The sequence below is a fragment of the Geomonas anaerohicana genome (assembly GCF_016458305.1).
Taxonomy (GTDB): domain Bacteria; phylum Desulfobacterota; class Desulfuromonadia; order Geobacterales; family Geobacteraceae; genus Geomonas; species Geomonas anaerohicana.
In genome coordinates this window covers 534,278-553,419 of sequence record NZ_JAEMHL010000002.1, presented here as the reverse complement: position 1 = coordinate 553,419, position 19,142 = coordinate 534,278, and the positions used below count along the sequence as shown (strand labels likewise).

Below are 19,142 nucleotides of genomic sequence, written 5' to 3'. Positions count from 1 at the left end.
GAATCAGCTGCGCCAGCGCGGGAGGGCGTCGGCCAGGCGCCGCAACACCTGCGCCGTCAGGCCGTAGGGAGAACGCCCGCCGACCTCGGCAACAGCCTGTGCCGCCATGCTCCCGGTGATGGTACGGGCCTCCTCGGTGAACCCGATCAGGAGGGCTCGATCGCAAACGACGTTGACCAAGCGCGGCACCCCTCCGGAAAAGCGGTAGATGTGCTTCATGGCCGCACTGGAAAACTCGGCGGCGCGGTAACACCCCGCCAACTCCATGCGGTGATCGATATAAGAATGGGTGCTGTCAAAGTCCATGGGCCGCAGATGGTAACGCACCGTGATGCGCTGGTTCAACTGGCGCAACTCCTTGCGCCCCAGAACAGTGAGCAACTCGGGCTGCCCCGAAAGGACGATCTGGATCAGCTTGTCCGTCTCCGTCTCCAGGTTGGAGATCAGGCGGATCTGCTCCAGCACCTCCATGGGGAGGTTTTGCGCCTCATCCATCACCAGCACCACGCTACGCCCGGCCTGTTTCTGCTCCAGAAGGAAAGCGTTCAGCACCTGCAGCAGTTCCACCCTGCTCTCCGACTCCCAGACCAGACCGTACTCGCGGTTGACGCTCTTCAAAAGCTCCAGGTCCGAAAGGCAGGGGTTGAAGATGAGGGCGGTGCGGTGCCCCTCCTGGTCCAGACGGTTCAGGAAGGTGCGCAAAAGCGTCGTCTTGCCGGTGCCGACCTCTCCGGTCAGTTCCACGAAACCGGCGCGGTTGTCCACCGCGTAGAGCAGGTGCGCGTAGGCCTCCCGGTGCTGCTCGCTCATGAACAGGAAACGGGGATTGGGAGTGATGGTGAACGGGCTCTCCCTGAAGCCGTAAAACTCGCAGTACATCGCAGGCATGTGGGTCCTTTGTGACGGTTGCCGTTATCGAGGGAGAGAATATAGCGCGAATCTGCTGAGAAATAAAGGGGAAAGGGGGGCAAGGAACACAGATGACATCATATGGTCAGTGGTCCGGACGTGACCTCTTGGTTAGTGGGCACGTCCCCCTAGTTAGGGAACACGACCTCCTAGTTAGGGAACACGACCTCCTAGTTAGGGAACACGACCTCCTAGTTAGAGGACGCGACCCCCTAGTTAGGGGACGCGACCTCCTAGTTAGGAGACGCGACATCCTAGTTAGGGGACGCGACATCCTAGTTAGGGGACGCGACATCCTAGTTAGGGGACGCGACATCCTAGTTAGGGGGCGCGACATCCTAGTTAGGGGACGCGACATCCTGGTTAGGGGACGCGACATCCTGGTTAGGGGACGCGACCTCCTGGTTAGGGGACGCGACCTCCTGGTTAGGGGACGCGCGGACCTAGTTAGAAGACGCAGGTGCAGGGAAAGCGCCCGTGGTACCCGGCGAAGGATTTCTTTTTTTCAGTACTTGTAGGAGAGTTCGGCTCGAACCAACTGGTTCATCTGCGTATCGCCTGCGCGCAACTCGTAGTTGTGGATCCACTCCTGCCCGTAGAGGAGCAGTGCGTTCCACTCTTTTGAGAACGGGAAGGTCCAGGAGGCGCGCAGGGCGTTCTTGCGCTCGATGGACTGCATCACGCCTGCGGCATCGAAGCGACCGGTGGCGTCGACGGTCATCCGGCCGTAGTCGCCGCGCCTGGTGTGGAAGGCTTCGAGAGCGAGGTTGTTGCGCACCGAGAACCAGTGGCTGTAACGCAGGAAGAAGTCCTGGGTGGCGCCCCCCTGCGAATGACCGACGGGGAGATCATGTCTGAGGTATCCTTCGGGGAAGGTGCTGTTGGTGTAGAGGATACGGTTGCCGCGAAAATACTCGAAACGGAGGTCATCCTTGCCGCTTTCGCTCACTCGGGGAATGTAGAAACCAGCTACGTAGCTTTCGACAATTGGCCAGAACGCGGCGGCATCCTCACCCGAGAGTTCACCGTAGAGTTCGGTGTTGCGTAGCCAGGGAAACCGAAGGCGCAGGTCGAACCCCGCAATGGTGTTTGAGTTGTCGTCGCCGGTGCCGCCAACCATTCCGCGGATGATGGCGCCAAAGCTGTTGTTGACTCCGGGGCCGCCCACCTGACGCCCCAGGTTGATGCCGAACTCGAGGTTGTCGAGGGGCTTCATGGCCAGCTTTCCCGAGAAAAGGTAAGGCTGCCGCTCCTGCCCGTCCGTTATCGTCTTCTCAAACCGGGAAAAAATGATGGAATATTTCAAGTCCCACAGGTACTTGGATTGCACGGGCTCCGGGCTGGAAAGCTTGATGATATCGAAATTCTTCGCATTATTGGTGAGGGTGATCGCCCCACGGTAACCGGGTCCCAGCCAGTTCTCGTCGCGGCCGGCCTCCAACTCCAGCCCCTTCCCGCCCAGCTTCGCGTACCCCCGGTTCAACCTGAGGGTAGCCTCGTCGCGCGCTTCGGACCACAGCAGCATCGGCTCGATGGCCACGGAAGCGATGGAGCCGAAATAGGCTTCTCCGCTGCCGCGCAGGTCGAGATTGGAGCCTTTTTGGTGGACCACACCGTCGTTATTTTCGAACAGAGGAGTGCCCTCGCTGCCGCGCTGCTGATCCGGGAAAGGGTAAGGTGTCGCCGGGCGCAGGCCGCTACCTATCCCGAAGACGCCATCGTTGCCCGGGTCATGGACCGCGCGAAAATAGCTCCTGGGGACGCCCTCCAGGTAGACATAGCGCAGGCGCGCGGTCTTCACTGGGTCGTAATCGAATGCCGGTGCGGTTGCATCACGGCCATAGTAGGACAGTTCGCGCGGCAGCAGTTCTTTCAAGCGATCGAGCAGGTCCGCGGCCAAGGCGGAATGTCCGGTAGCCGCCGCCCGCGCCTCAGCCTCTTTCACCAGGCGCGCAGCCTCCGCCCTTGAGAAGGGGCGGATGCCCTTGATGTCTGAGGAGATAAGCCCGAAGCCCGACAACTTCTCCAAGTAAAAATAAATAGGGCTGTCGAGGGGGATGTTAGGGGAGGAAAGCGCAAAGGCAAGACAGGGATATAAGAGGGCTATAGATGTCGCGACCACCACGATAAACTTGGAAAATTTCATTTAATTCTCAATCATTTAACAGGGATAAAAAGGATAAAAGGGATGACTACGAACACAATCTGTTACCTAATCTTCGATACTCCGACTTCGGAGATCCAAAGTTGATCAGTAAACCGATGCCAATGCCTGTGGCCTTAAGGTAATTTAAGATCTGCGCTACATGCTCGGGAGCTAAAGCTTTTACAGCTTTTAACTCTAGCAACACCATTCCCTCAACAACGATGTCCGCATAAAAGTCGCCAACGTTTTTGTTGCGGTAAAAGACCTGTAGCGGAACTTGTCTCTGTGCCCGAAGACCTGCTTCTTCAAGAGCTATCAGAAGAGATTTTTCGTAAACCGACTCAAGGAACCCGTTCCCTAGTTCATTACTCACGTCAAAGCAGGCCGCCAGAATCTTCCCCGTCACGTCTTCATAAATCATCGGTGGACTCCTTAGATTCAGAAGTTGAGATAGATGATTCTAAGAAGTGTGCTTCGTTTTATCCCCTGTATCCCTTTTATCCCTGTTCAATAGGGGTTGAGTCTCGATTCTGTTTATGCCGCCGTTCCCTCGCTGGTGCCGGCGACACGAAGGTTCCTGATGAAGGTGAGTTTCTGGGGCGGGAACAGGTCGGGCCTCACCCGCTGGAAGGCAAAAGGCGGCGCCACGTCGAACTCGTAGCGCGGCACGAACTCCGGCACGATGCTGCGCAGCATGTCCAGCACCGCCCCCAGGTCATGCGCCTTGGCATGATTGAAGAGTTGCTCCAGATCGGCCGTGGCCTTCTTCAAATCGGTCTCCACCGGCGCCATGACCCTGATCTTCTTGTGGCTAGTGGGCTTGATCCCCTCCCCATCGATCAAAAGCTCCTCGAAGAGCTTCTCGCCGGGCTTCAACCCGGTGAACTGGATCTCGATCTCCTTGTGCGGGATGAAGCCGGACAGCCTGATCAGTTCCTCGGCCAGCGACAGGATGCGGACCGGCTCCCCCATGTCGAGCACGAAGATCTCGCCGCCATGCCCGATGCAGCCAGCCTGCATCACCAGTTGCGACGCCTCCGGAATGGTCATGAAGTAGCGCACCACGTCCTTGTCGGTCACGGTAACCGGCCCGCCCTTGCGGATCTGCTCCTTGAAGAGCGGGATGACGCTCCCGTTACTCCCCAAGACGTTGCCGAAACGGACGGTGGTGAACTTGGTCTGGCTCTTCGCCGCCAGCGCCTGCACGTAGATCTCGGCGCTTCTCTTGGTAGCCCCCATGACATTGGTCGGGTTCACCGCCTTGTCGGTGGAAACCATGACGAAATTGCGCACCTTGAACTTGTGCGCGGCGTCCGCGACGATCTTGGAGCCCATCACGTTGTTGAGCACCGCCTCGGCCGGGTTGTACTCCATCATGGCGACGTGCTTGTATGCCGCCGCATGGAAGACCACCTCAGGGCCAAACTCGTCGAAGACCGTCTCAACCCGGTCCTGATTCTTCACATCCCCCACCATCGGGATGATGCGCAGGTCAGGAAAGGAGGCAGCGAGTTCCTTTTCGATGTAGAAGAGCGGCGTCTCGGCGTGGTCGAACAGCACCAGCTTGGCCGGCTTGAAAAGCGCCACCTGCCGGCAGATCTCGCTGCCGATGCTGCCGGCTGCGCCCGTCACCAACACCCTCTTGTCCGTCAGGTAGTTGCGGATCGCCGTCTGGTCCAGCACCACCGGGTCGCGGCCGAGCAGGTCCTCGATCTCGACGGCCTTGATCTGGCTCATGGAAAACTTGCCGTCGATGATGTCGGTGATCCCCGGCAGTGTCTTGAAGCGCGCCTTGGCGCGCTCGCAGTTGGCGATCACACGGCGCATCAACTCCGGCCCCCCCGAGGGGATGGCAAAGATGACCTCTTCGATACTGTACTTGCGTACCAGGGCACAAAGCCGGTCAGTCCGCCCCAGCACCCGAACGCCGGAGAGGCGCATGCCGGTCTTCTCAGGGTCATCATCCACAAATCCGATAACGTTGTAGGCGCCGTCGACCTGTTTGCGGATCTCCTTGAGCAGCAGGTTGCCCGCCTCGCCCGCACCGATGATGAGAGTCCTCCTCCCCTTGCGCAGACTGGGGATCAACTGGGTTTCCCGGTAGATGCGCCAGAGCAGCCGGCTGGCCGCCACCATGGAAAAGAGCAGAAACCAGTCCAGGATGTAGATGGACCGAGGCAGGGCGAAAGGGCCCTTCATGAAAACGAGTGCAAGGGCCGAGAGCAGCGAGGAGAGCGTCACCACCTTGAAGATCTCGTAACCGTCCTGCAGCGATGCATAGCGCCAGATGCTGCGGTACATGCCCGAGGCGATGAACATGATCGGCTTGGCCGAAAGGATTACCAGCAATCCATGCAGCAGGTTATTAAACTGCTCGGAGGGTATTTGAAAGTCAAAGCGAAGCAGGAAGGAAAGAACGAAAGCACCAGCGATGAGCACAACATCGAGGAAAAACACAAGGATTCTTCTAGTGCGGAACATGTCCCCCCCACAGCACGACAGGTCAATATGAAGCTAAAGACTATACATTAATACAAACAGAGAATCACTATATCATCTGGCTCGGAAAAAGCAAACTCTAATGTCAGTTTCTCATTTTCTGAAACCAGGCCTGTCACAGCGTAAGTGGTATCCTATGTGAGGCCCCTTGAAGGGGGTGGCTGTCGCATGAGTATCAGTTTTTGCAACTCGCACAAGCCGCAAGAAAAACGTTAAAAAGGGCCGCTCGAACGATGCCCCCACGAGCCCCTCCTGTTTATACTACCTACCCGTGCAGGTAGTTCTCCAGGTACCATTGGTAGGTGCGGGAGATCCCCTCCTCGAGCCCGACCGTGTGGCGCCAACCGAGCGCCTGGATGCGGGACACGTCTTGCAGCTTGCGCGGCGTGCCATCGGGCTTGCTCGCGTCGAAAGAAAGCATTCCCTGGAAGCCCACCACCTGCGCCACCGTCTGGGCGAGCTCCCGTATGGTGACGTCCTCCCCGGTGCCGAGGTTCACAAAGCATGGCGTCGGATAGCTTAAAAGCTCCCGCTCGACGACCTCGTCAGAAAGTCCCATCAGGTGCAGGCATCCCGCAGCCATGTCCTCCACATAGAGGAGTTCCCGCTTGGGCGTCCCGCTCCCCCAGACCACGACCTCGGACGCCCCGGCAACCTTTGCCTCATGGAAGCGCCGAATCAGGGCGGGAAGGACGTGGCTGTTTTCCGGGTGAAAATTGTCACCGGGGCCGTAGAGATTGGTTGGCATCACGGCGACGAACTTGGTGCCGTACTGGCGGTTGTAGGACTCGCACATCTTGATCCCGGCGATCTTGGCTATGGCGTACGGCTCGTTGGTCGGCTCGAGCAGACCCGTTAAAAGGTGTTCCTCTTTCATCGGCTGAGGGGCGAGCTTCGGGTAGATACAGGAGGAGCCGAGGAACAAAAGCCGCTTCACACCGTTTAGGTACGCGTTGTGGATCACGTTGTTCTGGATGGCGAGGTTCAGGTAGATGAACTCCGCCGGGTAGGTGTTGTTGGCGTGGATCCCCCCCACTTTGGCGGCGGCCAGCATGACGTATTCCGGCTTTTCCGCCGCGAAGAAGTCGGCTACCGACTGCTGGTGGGTTAGGTCAAGTTCGTCAATCTCAGGTGTGATGAGGTTGGTGTAGCCCGAGGCGGTCAGTCGGCGGCGTAGTGCGCCGCCGACCAAGCCCTTGGACCCGGCAAGGAATATCTTTGCTGTTTTATCCATTGGCCCTCCTCTCCCGTTCGGCAAGCTTCAGATCGGCGTCCGTCATCATGTTCACCAGCTCTTCGAAACTGGTCTTCAGCTGCCAGCCGAGCTTCTCCTTCGCCTTCGTCGCGTCCCCCAGAAGGAGATCCACCTCGGCCGGGCGGAAGTAGCGCGGGTCGATCCGAATCACGCTCCTCCCGGTCGCCGTGTCGATCCCTACCTCGTCGACGCCCTCGCCTTTCCACTCAAGCTGCATCCCGAGGCGAGAGAAGACCAGTTCCGCAAAGGTGCGCACCTTGTAGGTCTCGCCGGTGGCGACCACGTAGTCGTCCGGCTGGTTCTGCTGCAGCATGAGCCACATCGCCTCCACGTAGTCGCCGGCAAAGCCCCAGTCTCTTTTTGCATCGATGTTGCCCAAGTAGAGACAATCCTGAAGCCCAAGCTTGATGCGCGCGGCGGCTCGAGTGATCTTCCTGGTCACGAAGGTTTCCCCCCGGCGAGGGGACTCATGGTTGAAGAGTATACCGTTGCAGGCGAACATGTCGTAGCTCTCACGGTAATTCATTGTGATGTAGAAGGCGTACGCCTTAGCGCAGGCGTACGGAGAGCGCGGGTAAAACGGGGTCGTCTCCTTCTGCGGGGTCTCCACCACCTTCCCATAGAGTTCGGAGGATGAAGCCTGGTAGAAGCGGGTGCCGAGGCCGGCCTCCCTGATCCCCTCGAGGATCCTCACCGCTCCAAGTGCGTCCACCTCGCCCGTGTACTCGGGGACGTCGAAAGAAACCCGGACATGGCTCTGGGCGCCGAGGTTGTAGATCTCGTCGGGACGAATGTCGCGCAGCAGCCGGTTGATCGAGCTCGCATCGTTCAGGTCGCCGTAGTGAAGAAACAGCCGCGTCTCCGCGTCATGCGGGTCGCGGTAGATGTGGTCGATGCGGCCGGTATTGAAAGAAGAGGAGCGGCGGATCACGCCATGCACCTCGTACCCCTTTTCCAGCAGAAGTTCCGCAAGATACGAACCGTCCTGACCAGTGATGCCGGTGATCAGCGCTTTTTTCATCAATTTCTCCAGGAGTGATTTTTTAAACAGGTTGTAGCAAAGGACACCGTGTCACCTCTTGCCGGCAATGGCAACCAAAGTAGCCAAGATAAGCTTGAGATCGACCCAGAAGGAGCGTTCCATGATATAGCGCACGTAGTAGCCGATTTTCACGGGCAGGATTTCCTCAACATAGGCCCGATCCGGGTCTTCAGCCTGCCCGAGAATGGTATTTTCGTCCTTGTACTCGATGGAGGCGTAATCGGTGATGCCCGGCCGCACCGAGAGCACGATTTCACGCAACTCGTCCGGGTAGAGCGAGATATAGCGTGGCACCTCAGGACGCGGCCCCACCAGGCTCATTTCGCCCTTCACGACGTTCAGCAACTGGGGGAGTTCGTCCAGTTTGTATTTTCGTAGAAATGCGCCGGAACGGGTGATGCGGGGATCGTCCCCCACCGTAAGCTGGCGCCCCTTTGCCTCGGCGTCAAGGCACATGGTCCTGAACTTGAAGATCCTGAAAGGGGTGCCGAACCTGCCCACCCTCTCCTGCCTGAAAAAGACCGGACCGGGAGAATCGTACTTGATCCAGAAGGCGACCAACAGCCAAAGCGGCGCCAAAAGGATTAGCCCCATACCTGCGAAGAACAAATCAAAAAGCCGCTTGATCATGCCAGGATTTCCCGCACCGCTGCGGCTACCCGCTGCTGGTCCGCCTCGGTCATCCTGGTGTACATGGGGAGGCTCACCGACCGTTGATAGTTGCCATAGGCGTGGGGGAAGTCCTCCGGCTGGAATCCATAACGGTCACGCCAGTAGGGGTGCAGATGCAGCGGGATAAAGTGCACGCTGCACCCGACCCCCCGCTCGGCCATGAGTTCGATGAAGCGGTCGCGGTGCACCGGGGCGTCATGCTTTAGGCGCAATACGTACAGGTGCCACGCGTGGGTTTCACCGGGCGCCGGATGTGGCGGGAGCTCCACCGGCAGGTCGGCAAGGGCGGCGTCGTACCAGGCCGCCATGGAGCTTCGTTTTTCCTGGAACGACCAGGCCTTTTTCAGCTGGTGGATGCCGATGGAGGCGGCGATGTCGGTCATGTTGTATTTGCAGCCGGGCGCGACGACCTCGTAGTGCCAGGAAGGCTTGTTCGAGGTATAGCGGTCGAAGGCGTCGCGGCTGATGCCGTGCAAGCGCATGACGCGGCAACGCTTGGCGATGGCGGGATCCCGCGTAACCACCATCCCCCCTTCCCCAGTGGTGATGGTCTTGGTGGCGTAAAAGCTGTACACGGTGGCATCGCTGCCCAGGGAGCCTACCATCCTGCCGCCACAAGTCGCCGGCAGGGCGTGTGCCGCGTCCTCCACCACCTTCAGCCCGTGCCGCCTGGCGACGGCCAGGATGGCTTCCATGTCGCAGGCAAGTCCCGCGAAGTGCACCGGGACGATCGCCTTGCTGCGCGGGGTGATCGCGGCTTCCAGCCTGGCGGGATCGATGTTGAAGGTCCGGGGGTCGATGTCGACGAAAACCGGATCGGCACCAAGGTAGCGCACCACTTCGGCGGTGGCAGTGAAGGTGTATGGGGTGGTGATCACCTCATCTCCCGGTCCGACGCCGATCGCTTCCATGGCCAGATGGAGCCCGGCTGTAGCGGAGTTGACCGCGACAGCCTCGGTACCGGCTCCGATGAAGGCGCCGAATTCCTCTTCGAAACGCTTAGTCTTGGGGCCGGTGGTAAGCCAGCCGGAGCGGAGCGAGTCGAGAACTTCGTTGATCTCTTCCTCACCTATCTCGGGGAGGGCAAATGGGAGAAAAGTGGTCATGGTTGCTTCCTGTCTGCGAGGGATATCCAGTATTGATTCATCCGTCTTCCTTCCGGGGTGACATACTGCTGCTCTAGCGAGAAACCGAGGCTGTGGTAAAAGCCGTTGACCGGATCGTTGTTGTCGCGGTCGGTGGTGAGAAAGACCCTCCGGCACCCCCGTTGCGCGGCCTGCTCCAGGAAGGCCTGCACGAGTTTCTTACCCGCACCGCTCCCCTGAAGCTCGGGAAGTACGCCGATGGAATAGAGCCCCGCCACCTCCTCGCCCACCGGGTTGTCGGACGGGTGGGTCAGGGCCCGCAGCAGACGGAACAGCACCGTCGGACGTCTGAAAAGAGCCCCCAGCGAGGCGAAGGCGAACTTGATCCCGTCCCGCTTGAGAAGCCGTCCGTAGAAGCCGCGCGGGTTGGCCGTCCCCGCGACGAAACCGGCGGGTGCGCCGTTGCCGTTAAGGTAGACCAGCGCGATCCCCTCGGGGGCGGTACAGATGCCCTGATAGTACAGCGCCAGAAAGCGCGCCCCCAAAAAGGAAAGGAAGAACCCAGGAAAGCTCTGCAGGTGCACCGAAACAACGGTCGGAACGTCGGCAGGCTCCATGTGTCGTATCATCAGTTTCCCTCCTGGCAGCATTCCCGGAAGAACGCCTCGTATTGCGCAGTGACCACGCTGCGGTCGCAATGAGAGATCAAGTACTCGCGCCCACACCTGCCGAGCTCTGCCGCGCGGTCCCGATCCAGGTACAGGGACTCGATGGCCCGGGCCAGACTGTCCGCGTCTTCGGCGGGGACACACAGGCCGCAGCCGGCGGCTTCGATGAACCGCCCGGTGTCACTTTCGGCGTCCACGCTGGCGATAACGGGACGCGCCCCGGCCAGGTACCCCAAGACCTTGCTGGGAACCGAGGTCATCCCCTTGCCCTTCAAAAGTGTCACCACCGAGACATCCGCGGTCGACTGTACCTGCGACAGACGCTCGCGTGACTGGAGGGGGAGAAAGAGCATGTTGTCAAGCCCCAGTTCTTGCGCCCTGCGGGCCACCACTTCCTTAACGGCCCCCTCTCCGACCAGAACGAAGCGGATCTCGGGGCGCTGGGCGAGTTTCTGCGCGCATTCCACCAGGATCTCCGCGCCGGAGATGAGCCCGATGGTGCCGGAGTAAAGCACCACGAAGCGGTCGGTCAGGCCGTGCTCCCGGGCGAAGTCGTTGTCGCGCGGAAGGGGGACGATCTCCCGGGTGTCCATCCAGTTCGGTATGACGGCGATCTTTTTGTCCGGCACCCCCTTCCCGGCCAGGTTCTCCCTAAAACCTTCCGAAATGACCGCCACCTGCTCCGCTTCATGGTAGATGGCGCTCTCGGCCTTTTTGAGCCAGCGGATGAGCAGCGGGTTTCGTATCACGCCAGTGCTGATAGCTGCGTCGGGGTAGATATCCTGGACGTTGAAGACGAAGGGGAGCTTCCTGATCCGCTTCAACAAAAGGGCGATAATTCCGTTGGAGAGCGGCGGGGAGACCATGAACAAGAGGTCCTGCCGCTCCAGGCGCAGCGCCGCCCAAAAGGACGTGACCGCGAAGGAGGCGAAGTTCAGCAGTCTCCTGAAGATGGTTTTCCTGGGGGAGGTATAAAGCCAGCAGCGCACGATACGCACCCCGGCCGATTCCTCCTCGGAAAAGAGCCTCTTGCGGTAGCCAGGGAAGACCTCCCCCTTGGGGTGGTTCGGGAAGCCGGTGATGACGGTAACCCGGTGCCCTTTTTCCGAGAGATCCCGGGCGAGCTCGTTCAGCATCACCCCGATGGGAGCGTACTCGGGGGGGAACCACTGACAAATGATGACAACCTTCATTTAGCGCCGTAAAAGCGAAGCACGCTGCCGATGATCTCGGCGATCTGATCGTCGGTGAGTTCGTAGTACATGGGGAGGCGCACCAGACAATCGCTGTAGCGGTCCGCGTTAGGGAGTTCCCTGCCGTCGTGCCGGTCCTGGTAAAAGGGGCTCTTGTGCAGGGAAAGGTAATGGAACACCGCGAGGATGCCCTGCTCCTTGAGATGCGCAATCAGTCCGCTCCGGTCGCGAAGGTTGCGGCAGACGAGGTAGAACATATGGGCGTTGTTGGTGGCATAGGGCGGCAATACCGGCAGCAGGGCATCCCCCCTCTCTTCCAACAGGGCGAGTCCCTGGTAGTACTGGTTCCAGATCTGCTTGCGCCGCCTCTGTATCTCCTCGATATGCTCGAGCTGCGCATAGAGAAAGGCCGCGATGATGTCGGAAGGGAGAAAGGACGAGCCGATGTCGACCCAACCGTACTTGTCTACCTCGCCCCTGAAAAACGCCGAGCGGTTGGTCCCCTTTTCGCGGATGATCTCGGCTCGTTTCTCGAACCGGGGATCGTTGACCACCAGCATCCCTCCCTCGCCCGTGATCACGTTCTTGGTTTCGTGGAAGGAGAATGCGGCCAGGTGTCCCAGCGACCCCAGCGGCTTGCCCCGGTAGCAGGAATCGATGGCCTGTGCCGCGTCTTCCACCACTACCAGCCCGCGCTTTTCAGCCAACTCGAGGATGGGGTCCATGTCGCACGCCATCCCCGCATAGTGCACGGGAATGATCACCTTGGTCTTCGGCGTTACCAAGGCCTCGATGCGGCGCACGTCCAGGTTGGGGGTGCGCTCTTCGCTGTCGGCGAAGACGATCTTCGCCCCCCTGAGGACGAAGGCGTTGACGGTCGAAACGAAGGTGTAGCTCGGGGCGATGACCTCGTCGCCCGGCTCTATGTCGCAGAGTATGGCGGCCATCTCGAGGGCGTCGGTGCAGGAGGTGGTCAAAAGTGTCTTGCCGAAGCCGTAGCTTTTTTCAAGCAGGGCCTGGCATTTCTTGGTGAAAAGCCCGTCGCCGGAGATCTTGCCGCTGGCGACCGCCTGCCTGATGTACTCGGTTTCCATCCCGGTGAAGTACGGCTTGTTAAAAGGAATCTTCATGGGCAACTCCAGAAATGGTAGATGTTTCGAATCGAATCAACCTTGTAGCCCCACTTTTCGTAAAGGCGGCACGCGGCGAGGTTATCTCCCTGGGTCACCACCTGCGCTACCTCGAAGCCGTTGTGCAGCGCCCACTGCTGGGCGGAATGGACCAGCGCCCCCCCGAGCTTCTTGCCACGCATAGAGGCGTCCACGGCGACCAGGCCGATGTCGGCTCGATCCCCCTTGCGTCCCACGGTCACCATGCCGACTATCTTTCCGGCATCCCTGGCCACCAGCACCTGGTCGGCGATCCTGCCATTGACGGAGTTGCGGATCCAGATCCGGTAGAGTTCCTCGAATTTCTCCCGCGGCATGCGCGGATCGATCCGGAACCGGGAGTAGACGCCGGCCTGCAGCGCCAACTCCTCGAGCTCCGGCGTGGTTACCTCGTCGACGTAGCGCTCCACCGAACTCCCACTGGGGGGTATCCCCCTGTCGCGCATGGTTGCCGCATCGATGCAGTAGGTGACCTTGCGGTCGGCCAGGAAACCTCCCGACTGCAGCGCGGCCTGCTGCGAGCCGAGGTCATCCGGGTCGCAGGCCCAGTATGCCAGCGTCACCCCTTCACGCTCCAGTTCGGCCAGAGCAGTTTGCAACTGTGCCGACTGCAGCCTCTCGGGAAGGATGCGCGCCACCTTGAAACCGAAGAACCCGGTGTCCCAGTCAAGCGTCTCGTGCATGGTCATGGTTGCCCCCCGCGGGTGGCCTGCCGCCTGTTGTCGACCGCCAGCATCAGGTCGCGGAATGCATCCACCTGGCGGTCAGGGTGGAGTAGTTCAAGCCCGAGCTCCCGGCAGCGCGCCGACATGACAGCCGCCTCCCCGGGGGCAAGGGCGAGCAGCTCTCGTATGCCGCGGGCGAGATCGGCGCTGTCGCCAAGACGTGCCCGGTAGCCGGTACGGCCCGGCTGCACCAAGTCAGGAGCCACCCCCATCTCGAAGGCCACGACCGGGGTGCCGCACATGATGGACTCGTTGATCATCATCGGCCCGGAGTCCTCGATGGAGGGACAGACGAAGACGTCGGCAGCCTGGTAGGCCAGGGCCAGCATGCGGTCCCCCTTCAGAAAGCCGAGCCCTTTGAACGGCAGCGGCAGTTCGAAGTCCGCCGGGAGCGACCCCGCCACGGCAACCACCATCGACCCGACGTCAAAAGAGGGATCAAGGGAGAGAAGCCTCAAGGCCTCTATGAGTTCCGCCATCCCCTTGCGCTTGAGCCCCAGCCCCTGGTTGCCGAAGAAAAGCACTTTTTTATCCTGCGGCAGCCCCAGTTCCTGGCGCGCGTCACGCTTGGGGCATGGACAGAAAACCTCGGGGTCGACCGAGAGCAGTACCTTCCGCACCTCTCGTCCCCGAAACAGCGACGAGTTGCGCGCCTGCCGGTCCAGCCAGCCGCTGCCCGAGGCGACCGCCACCTCGATTCCCTCCAGCGCCTCCGCCTTCTCGCGCCAGATCTCGTTGGAGCGGTCATAGCAGTTTATGGAGCGAAGGGCACGGCAGCTGCCACAGGCATCAAAGTAGCCGGTGCAATCCCAGGCGTAGTGACAGCCGCCGGTTAGAGGCGCCATGTCCAGCAGGTACCAGATCACCGGTGCCCCGCACGAAAGGCTCAGGGTCCTCACATCGGCGGCCGACACGAAGTTGGAGACCCAGTGCACCACGATCAGGTCGGGGGTGAAGCCGACCTTTTCCAGGATCCGCCCTGGTTGCGCCAGCAGGGAGCGGGTCTGGTCCTGGAAGTAGTAGTCCTGATCCGAACAAAACTTCAACCGGGCCTTGGAAAGGAAGGTCCCCAGGCGCGAAGAGGGCGCATCCACCCCGACCTGCAGCACGTCGTCGTCCGCCTCACGTTTTTGCGCGACCAGCATCCTGGAGGTGAAGCCGGCCCGGCGCAGGTTGCAATGCAGACGGTAGGCGGCCATGCCGGCGCCGCCGAAGTCGTAGCTGCTTAAGTGTAGGATCTTCATGCAGTCCCTTTTGGTAAAAACAGCGAAGGTCTCACTGTTTGATCCAGTATCTGCAGTCCATGTCTACGTAGCTAAGATAAGCCTTTATGCCGTTATCTCGTATGAACTCGTCCACGGCCTTTCTGCAGCCGTCGTATGCCCCGTAGTCGTCGATGATGATGAAACCGCCTGTCACCACCTTATCGTAAAGATGCTCCAGGCAGACTTTCGTGGACGCGTACCAGTCACCGTCAAGTCGCAGTATCGCGATCTCTCCGATATCTTTGACCAAAGGCAGCGTCTCTTGGAACCACCCTTGGTGATACTGCAGGAACCCAGGATCATAGCCAATAACCCCCTCGAGCAGGTCCTTGTTGCCTTCGAGTGTACCGGGGCCGCCGAACGAGTCATAGATCCCGGTCAGGGGTTGCAGTTTACCGCTCACGCCACCTGTGGAGTGCTTTTTCACCTCGTTCACCGCGCGAGCCCCATCAACCAAAACATCAGGCTCACAAATTTCCTGGAATGAGTCGAACAGGTGAATCATTCTGCGGGTACGGCCATATCTCAGGTTGGCGAGTGCCATTAAGCCTACAGAGCCACCTTTCCACACTCCGCATTCAACGTAGCACCCTGGCAGGCCAGTGTGCTCACAAAATCTAACTTGATCGTACAGGGTCAGGAGCCGCTCCTGAGAGAGCATAGTGTACGGCCGGATGGTAGCGATCTCGGCAGCAGCCTCTGTTTCTAGTTCCCTGTAGAGGGGAGATTTTTTACGAACCTGGTACCCCGACTTCTCCAAGGCCCTCTTTAGTGCGTCCTTAAGCATTCCGTCTTCCTCCTGCTCGTAAATACCCGTGGCTATTTCTGCAATACTGCTTGGCGGTACTCCTCTAGACGCCTTGACGCCACAAGGTGCCAACTAAAGCGCTCCGCCATCTTCTGCGCCCCTGCTCTGCCCAAACGTTTCCGTGTGTCAGCATCGTACAGCGACTTAAGTGTCGTGACCAGATGCTCCAGGTCGTTCATCCTAAACACCATCCCGTTGCCATCGACATGCTCGCGGTACTCAATACCGTCACTTACCACCAGCGGGATCCCGCAGGCAGCCGCATCCAGCATGGAAGTGCTCTCGTTGGTAGGCCAGACGCCGATGTCTGACGCGCGGTAGTAAATCCCCAACCCCTGATAGGGCATGAAGTCAAGAACGACACTGGAGGGATAGCTCTGTATCAATTCCTTCTGCACGCCATCTCCTATAAAGAGGGCACGGTAGCCATATCCCTCTGACCGCAGAACCTCTACAGCCTCTGCGAGTATCACAGCGTTCTTAACCTCGGTCATTTTGCCCGTATAGATGCAGACGACTTCATCGTCCCGAAAGCCCAGTTTATCCCTTGTGTACCTGCGCTCCTGTGCCGTCGCATCAGTTGCAATGGGATAAAAGACCTCAGTATCAACCCCCAGATGCATGACCTCGACTTTCTTTTTCTGCACACCAAAGAAGCGCCAGGCAATCTCGGCACAGTCGCTGGTGGGGCCGTGACATTTCTCTGTCATCAGACTGATAAAGCGACCAGGGAGATAGCGCAAAATAAAGCACTTGAGTCGTTCTTTGCTCCAGAGAGGGGCGCTAGAGCGCGCCAGTGGGAAAGTACTTGCGGTTGTATGGCTACCAGTGAAGAGCTTGTACCCAATTGCATTCCGGCCTATAGCAGCCAGCAAAGGGAGCCAACCTATTGCCGACAGTGAGTACACTATGTCAGGGGATAGTTCCCTCAGCTTAGCTAACTGGTGCTTCATATACACATATCCCAGCAGTTTGCAGTGGGGCATAGTATGGATGGTGTAGCCGTCATACAACTCAGCCCCACCCTGCACGGCACCAGCATCGTGAAACTGGGCGTAGGTCTGCTTGAAGTCCTGCAGGTAATAGTAAGGTTGAAGGCCAAGAGAAAGGACATGCACCTCAGCCCCGCAACGCGCCAGATACTTGGGCAACATGCTCCCGAGGTAGCTCATGTGCTTAGCAAATGTTTCAGTAAGTATTACGATTCGCATTCAAGCTCCTGAGAATTCTATAGGGCCATCCAGTCGACTTTGACCTCGGCGTTCCCTTGAGGTCATGCAAACGGTAAGCATAAGAGAGAACCCCAGGCCGTAATAGATTAGATTTGAAATCAGCTCCATGTTCGTCAACAGAAACAAGGACGGAATGGCCGCATAGGCAATCCAGAAGTGCCTGTCGCGGAGGGCAAATCTGTCCAACAGAGCCAAAACCACCAGCATTACCAGGAAGTGAAAAGCAACCCCCAGTAGACCGTAAACTGCAAAAGAGGAGGCAATCATCCCTGTGTTTGCCCCTTCTCCCTGCCCGACGTTGCCACCAAATATCTCTTTGGTGATCAATTCAGCCCAGTTCAGTTCCCCACCTCCGGGCATCACCTTCCGCAAGATCTGCCATATCGGGAGACGAGCAGTGTCGGCGAAGTAATCACCATAGATAATATGCAGTTCCCCCGGTGTCACCGCGCCGCGGCTGAAAAACAACGCCAGCGGCCATGGCGAGTTGAGATAGAACCCCAGCAAAGCAGCACAAGCGAAGAAAATCATTAAAAGCAACAAAAAATGAGACAAAAAACTGGCCGATTGGTACTTCTGGGACATGTAGAAGGTAACAACAGTAAACACAGGCACGGCCAAATATGCCTTCATTCCAGTGAGACCGTAAAGCAGCACCACGAGAACGAGGAGCAGCATCATGCTTAACCAGCTTTTGTTCCTAAGCGCAAATATCATGAGCAGAGGGAAACAGAAGTACCCCAAGGCCCCCAGCGCAGTCAGAGCACGCTGATCGAAATTCGAGAACACCTCGGCGCGGAAGTCATAAAGAATTTCCAAATTGAATACCGAAGCAAAGGATAACTTGTTCTGCAGAATGGCAAGCGTGTAGATGATGGCTGCATACGCCACCCATCCTGCAAGCGGAATCGCCACCAGCACTCTCAACAGAACGGGATAGCCGATATTGAGCCACGCGGCGATGCGCCGGACCGATAGCCCCATCAGCGTCAGGAGACACGCCGTCATCAGTGTGAACCAAAGTGGGAGCCCCCTGTGCACCGCGCACAACGCGCAGCTTGGCAGGTGAACAAAAGCGAGCTGGAAGGTCAAAAACAGTGTGCTGGGAGTTGTTCTCCGGGACCCGGCGATGGCTAGTGAGATTCCACCAAGAAGGGCGATCAGCAGTCCGCCGGCAAAGCGCATAGGAAGCCACTCGGCACTGCCGAGCACCCGTTCGTCCACCCCTAAAATCAGCAGTAGAGAAACTAGTACTACGTAATACACTGCGACCAGGGTGAAGACCGCACACCAGTTACTCAGTATCGTTCGACGTACACGCAATAGGTTTCTTACCTTTCAACATCCCGTACATTGCTTCAAGGCGCTCGCGCTCCTTGGACCAGTTGAGAACTTTCGCCGCGCTGCGGGCTGACTCCCGGTATCTGTTACGCAGCACTGCATCGTCGACCAGCGTCTGTAAAGCCAGTGCCAATGCGGAGGCGTCACCAGGTTTGAACGTAAGCCCTATATTATGGTCACTAACTACCCTCGCCATTTCGGGCAGGTCGGAGACAACCACCGCGAGGCCGCCCTGGATATATTCAAAAAGCTTGTTGGGAAGCGCCCAGAGGTGATTCAGAAATCCTGCGGCCATAGGATGCACCCCTATGTCAGCATCGCTGGTAAAACTGGGGAGTTCCTGAGAAGAAACAAAAGGATGGAACCGGACGCGCTGCCCAAGATCAGCCAGGGAATTGCGCAGATGCTCAACCAGAGGCCCGTTGCCTAGAAATACGAGTATAGGATCTCCGCTTAGCTTGCGAAAAGCGTCGACCAGGGTACCGATCCCATCACCGCCAATGGCTCCCTGGTACAAGATGATCACCTTGTCCTGGGGTATTGAGAGACTGGTCCGAAGCTTGAGTTGCCGCTGTTCGGGCCAAGCTTCCGGGACGTTTCGCACCACCACCGGGTGAGGGATTCGTTGATGCGTCGCCATATAAGTCGCAATGCTCTCCGAAACCGTGATGCAGGCATCGGCGCGCCGGGCGAAGAGGTGCTCAGTGTAAGCAAGCCCCTTTGAGATCCATTTCGGCATTACTCTAGCGTGGGCTGGATCTGCCCAAAGTTCGTGTGCGTCGTACACTAGTTTTGAGCCCGACAGAGCGGCGACAAAGCATCCGATAGGAAGTGCGTCGACGTCGTGCGCGTGCACGATGGATGGGCGCAGCCGTGCACCAGCAAAAGTCATCCGAATCAGAACCTCGACGTATTTGACAAGCTGCACAAGCTTATGCTTTGGCCAGGAACGCGTGGTCAGGGCAAAGCGAGAAACAACAATGCCCCGCTCATTTGTGCGTCCAGAAAGAACAGGAGAAGCAAGAGCAAAAATAGTGACGTCACTACCTGTATCCCTTCCGCACTCTGCAGCCCGCCTGACCCGGTTGTCGTTGGTGTACTCGTTGAGCACAATGTGAAGAATGTGTTGCATG

General features: G+C 58.7%; 18 protein-coding genes. 1 reads left to right on the top strand and 17 read right to left on the bottom strand.

Going from position 1 to position 19,142, the window contains the following annotated elements:
* Window positions 1-3 precede the first annotated feature (3 nt).
* Window positions 4-888: an ExeA family protein gene (locus tag JFN91_RS05745; RefSeq protein WP_236014974.1), complete on the bottom strand. Its 885-nt coding sequence runs from the start codon at window positions 886-888 to the stop codon at window positions 4-6.
* Window positions 889-980: 92 nt separating this feature from the next.
* Here JFN91_RS05745 and JFN91_RS05740 point away from each other — a divergent pair, with 92 nt between their 5' ends.
* On the top strand, window positions 981-1,427 hold the full coding sequence (locus tag JFN91_RS05740) for a hypothetical protein (RefSeq protein WP_199388229.1): 447 nt from the start codon (window positions 981-983) through the stop codon (window positions 1,425-1,427).
* On the opposite strand, the gene JFN91_RS05735 is transcribed toward JFN91_RS05740, so the two are convergent.
* From JFN91_RS05735 to JFN91_RS05660, 16 genes are all read right to left on the bottom strand, one after another.
* Window positions 1,415-2,854 (bottom strand): capsule assembly Wzi family protein, encoded by a 1,440-nt coding sequence (locus JFN91_RS05735; RefSeq protein ID WP_328745914.1) that lies wholly within the window; start codon window positions 2,852-2,854, stop codon window positions 1,415-1,417. The genes JFN91_RS05740 and JFN91_RS05735 overlap by 13 nt on opposite strands.
* A gap of 247 nt (window positions 2,855-3,101) precedes the next feature.
* Entirely contained in the window at window positions 3,102-3,476 is a 375-nt protein-coding gene (locus JFN91_RS05730) for a GxxExxY protein (protein WP_199388227.1), read from the bottom strand.
* A 113-nt stretch (window positions 3,477-3,589) separates the two neighbouring features.
* On the bottom strand, window positions 3,590-5,536 hold the full coding sequence (locus JFN91_RS05725; RefSeq protein WP_199388226.1) for a polysaccharide biosynthesis protein: 1,947 nt from the start codon (window positions 5,534-5,536) through the stop codon (window positions 3,590-3,592).
* A 283-nt stretch (window positions 5,537-5,819) separates the two neighbouring features.
* The gene (locus tag JFN91_RS05720) at window positions 5,820-6,788 is read right to left on the bottom strand and encodes a GDP-L-fucose synthase family protein (protein ID WP_199388225.1); all 969 of its coding nucleotides are present in this window, start codon (window positions 6,786-6,788) and stop codon (window positions 5,820-5,822) included.
* On the bottom strand, window positions 6,781-7,830 hold the full coding sequence (gene gmd / locus JFN91_RS05715) for a GDP-mannose 4,6-dehydratase (RefSeq protein ID WP_199388224.1): 1,050 nt from the start codon (window positions 7,828-7,830) through the stop codon (window positions 6,781-6,783). The genes JFN91_RS05720 and gmd overlap by 8 nt, the downstream gene beginning before the upstream one ends.
* Before the next feature lie 51 nt (window positions 7,831-7,881).
* Window positions 7,882-8,481: a sugar transferase gene (locus JFN91_RS05710; RefSeq protein ID WP_199388223.1), complete on the bottom strand. Its 600-nt coding sequence runs from the start codon at window positions 8,479-8,481 to the stop codon at window positions 7,882-7,884.
* Complete coding sequence (locus tag JFN91_RS05705) at window positions 8,478-9,629, bottom strand: DegT/DnrJ/EryC1/StrS family aminotransferase (RefSeq protein ID WP_199388222.1); 1,152 nt, start codon at window positions 9,627-9,629, stop codon at window positions 8,478-8,480. Before JFN91_RS05705 ends, JFN91_RS05710 begins: the two co-directional genes overlap by 4 nt.
* A complete protein-coding gene (locus JFN91_RS05700) occupies window positions 9,626-10,237 on the bottom strand; it encodes a GNAT family N-acetyltransferase (RefSeq protein ID WP_199388221.1) in 612 nt (203 codons plus the stop codon). Before JFN91_RS05700 ends, JFN91_RS05705 begins: the two co-directional genes overlap by 4 nt.
* Entirely contained in the window at window positions 10,237-11,469 is a 1,233-nt protein-coding gene (locus JFN91_RS05695; RefSeq protein ID WP_199388220.1) for a glycosyltransferase family 4 protein, read from the bottom strand. The genes JFN91_RS05700 and JFN91_RS05695 overlap by 1 nt, the downstream gene beginning before the upstream one ends.
* Window positions 11,466-12,599: a dTDP-4-amino-4,6-dideoxygalactose transaminase gene (gene rffA, locus JFN91_RS05690; RefSeq protein WP_199388219.1), complete on the bottom strand. Its 1,134-nt coding sequence runs from the start codon at window positions 12,597-12,599 to the stop codon at window positions 11,466-11,468. The genes JFN91_RS05695 and rffA overlap by 4 nt, the downstream gene beginning before the upstream one ends.
* Window positions 12,596-13,327, bottom strand: coding sequence for a GNAT family N-acetyltransferase (locus tag JFN91_RS05685; protein WP_199388218.1), 732 nt, complete (start codon window positions 13,325-13,327; stop codon window positions 12,596-12,598). Before JFN91_RS05685 ends, rffA begins: the two co-directional genes overlap by 4 nt.
* Window positions 13,324-14,607, bottom strand: a complete 1,284-nt coding sequence (locus JFN91_RS05680) for a glycosyltransferase (RefSeq protein WP_199388217.1) — start codon at window positions 14,605-14,607, stop codon at window positions 13,324-13,326. Before JFN91_RS05680 ends, JFN91_RS05685 begins: the two co-directional genes overlap by 4 nt.
* A gap of 31 nt (window positions 14,608-14,638) precedes the next feature.
* Window positions 14,639-15,415: a TylF/MycF/NovP-related O-methyltransferase gene (locus JFN91_RS05675; protein ID WP_199388216.1), complete on the bottom strand. Its 777-nt coding sequence runs from the start codon at window positions 15,413-15,415 to the stop codon at window positions 14,639-14,641.
* Between the two features lie 32 nt (window positions 15,416-15,447).
* Entirely contained in the window at window positions 15,448-16,647 is a 1,200-nt protein-coding gene (locus tag JFN91_RS05670; RefSeq protein WP_199388215.1) for a glycosyltransferase family 4 protein, read from the bottom strand.
* Window positions 16,648-17,892 (bottom strand): hypothetical protein, encoded by a 1,245-nt coding sequence (locus tag JFN91_RS05665; RefSeq protein ID WP_199388214.1) that lies wholly within the window; start codon window positions 17,890-17,892, stop codon window positions 16,648-16,650.
* A gap of 70 nt (window positions 17,893-17,962) precedes the next feature.
* Window positions 17,963-19,141 (bottom strand): glycosyltransferase family 4 protein, encoded by a 1,179-nt coding sequence (locus tag JFN91_RS05660; protein ID WP_199388213.1) that lies wholly within the window; start codon window positions 19,139-19,141, stop codon window positions 17,963-17,965.
* Window position 19,142 lies beyond the last annotated feature (1 nt).

Excerpts from the sequence above, each read along its gene's own strand:
- JFN91_RS05745 (WP_236014974.1), bottom strand. The coding sequence starts at position 888 with ATGCCTGCGATGTACTGCGAGTTTTACGGCTTCAGGGAGAGCCCGTTC.
- JFN91_RS05740 (WP_199388229.1), top strand. The coding sequence starts at position 981 with ATGACATCATATGGTCAGTGGTCCGGACGTGACCTCTTGGTTAGTGGG.
- JFN91_RS05730 (WP_199388227.1), bottom strand. The coding sequence starts at position 3,476 with ATGATTTATGAAGACGTGACGGGGAAGATTCTGGCGGCCTGCTTTGAC.
- JFN91_RS05725 (WP_199388226.1), bottom strand. The coding sequence starts at position 5,536 with ATGTTCCGCACTAGAAGAATCCTTGTGTTTTTCCTCGATGTTGTGCTC.
- JFN91_RS05720 (WP_199388225.1), bottom strand. The coding sequence starts at position 6,788 with ATGGATAAAACAGCAAAGATATTCCTTGCCGGGTCCAAGGGCTTGGTC.
- gmd (WP_199388224.1), bottom strand. The coding sequence starts at position 7,830 with ATGAAAAAAGCGCTGATCACCGGCATCACTGGTCAGGACGGTTCGTAT.
- JFN91_RS05710 (WP_199388223.1), bottom strand. The coding sequence starts at position 8,481 with ATGATCAAGCGGCTTTTTGATTTGTTCTTCGCAGGTATGGGGCTAATC.
- JFN91_RS05705 (WP_199388222.1), bottom strand. The coding sequence starts at position 9,629 with ATGACCACTTTTCTCCCATTTGCCCTCCCCGAGATAGGTGAGGAAGAG.
- JFN91_RS05700 (WP_199388221.1), bottom strand. The coding sequence starts at position 10,237 with ATGATACGACACATGGAGCCTGCCGACGTTCCGACCGTTGTTTCGGTG.
- JFN91_RS05695 (WP_199388220.1), bottom strand. The coding sequence starts at position 11,469 with ATGAAGGTTGTCATCATTTGTCAGTGGTTCCCCCCCGAGTACGCTCCC.
- rffA (WP_199388219.1), bottom strand. The coding sequence starts at position 12,599 with ATGAAGATTCCTTTTAACAAGCCGTACTTCACCGGGATGGAAACCGAG.
- JFN91_RS05685 (WP_199388218.1), bottom strand. The coding sequence starts at position 13,327 with ATGACCATGCACGAGACGCTTGACTGGGACACCGGGTTCTTCGGTTTC.
- JFN91_RS05680 (WP_199388217.1), bottom strand. The coding sequence starts at position 14,607 with ATGAAGATCCTACACTTAAGCAGCTACGACTTCGGCGGCGCCGGCATG.
- JFN91_RS05675 (WP_199388216.1), bottom strand. The coding sequence starts at position 15,415 with ATGCTTAAGGACGCACTAAAGAGGGCCTTGGAGAAGTCGGGGTACCAG.
- JFN91_RS05670 (WP_199388215.1), bottom strand. The coding sequence starts at position 16,647 with ATGCGAATCGTAATACTTACTGAAACATTTGCTAAGCACATGAGCTAC.
- JFN91_RS05660 (WP_199388213.1), bottom strand. The coding sequence starts at position 19,141 with ATGCAACACATTCTTCACATTGTGCTCAACGAGTACACCAACGACAAC.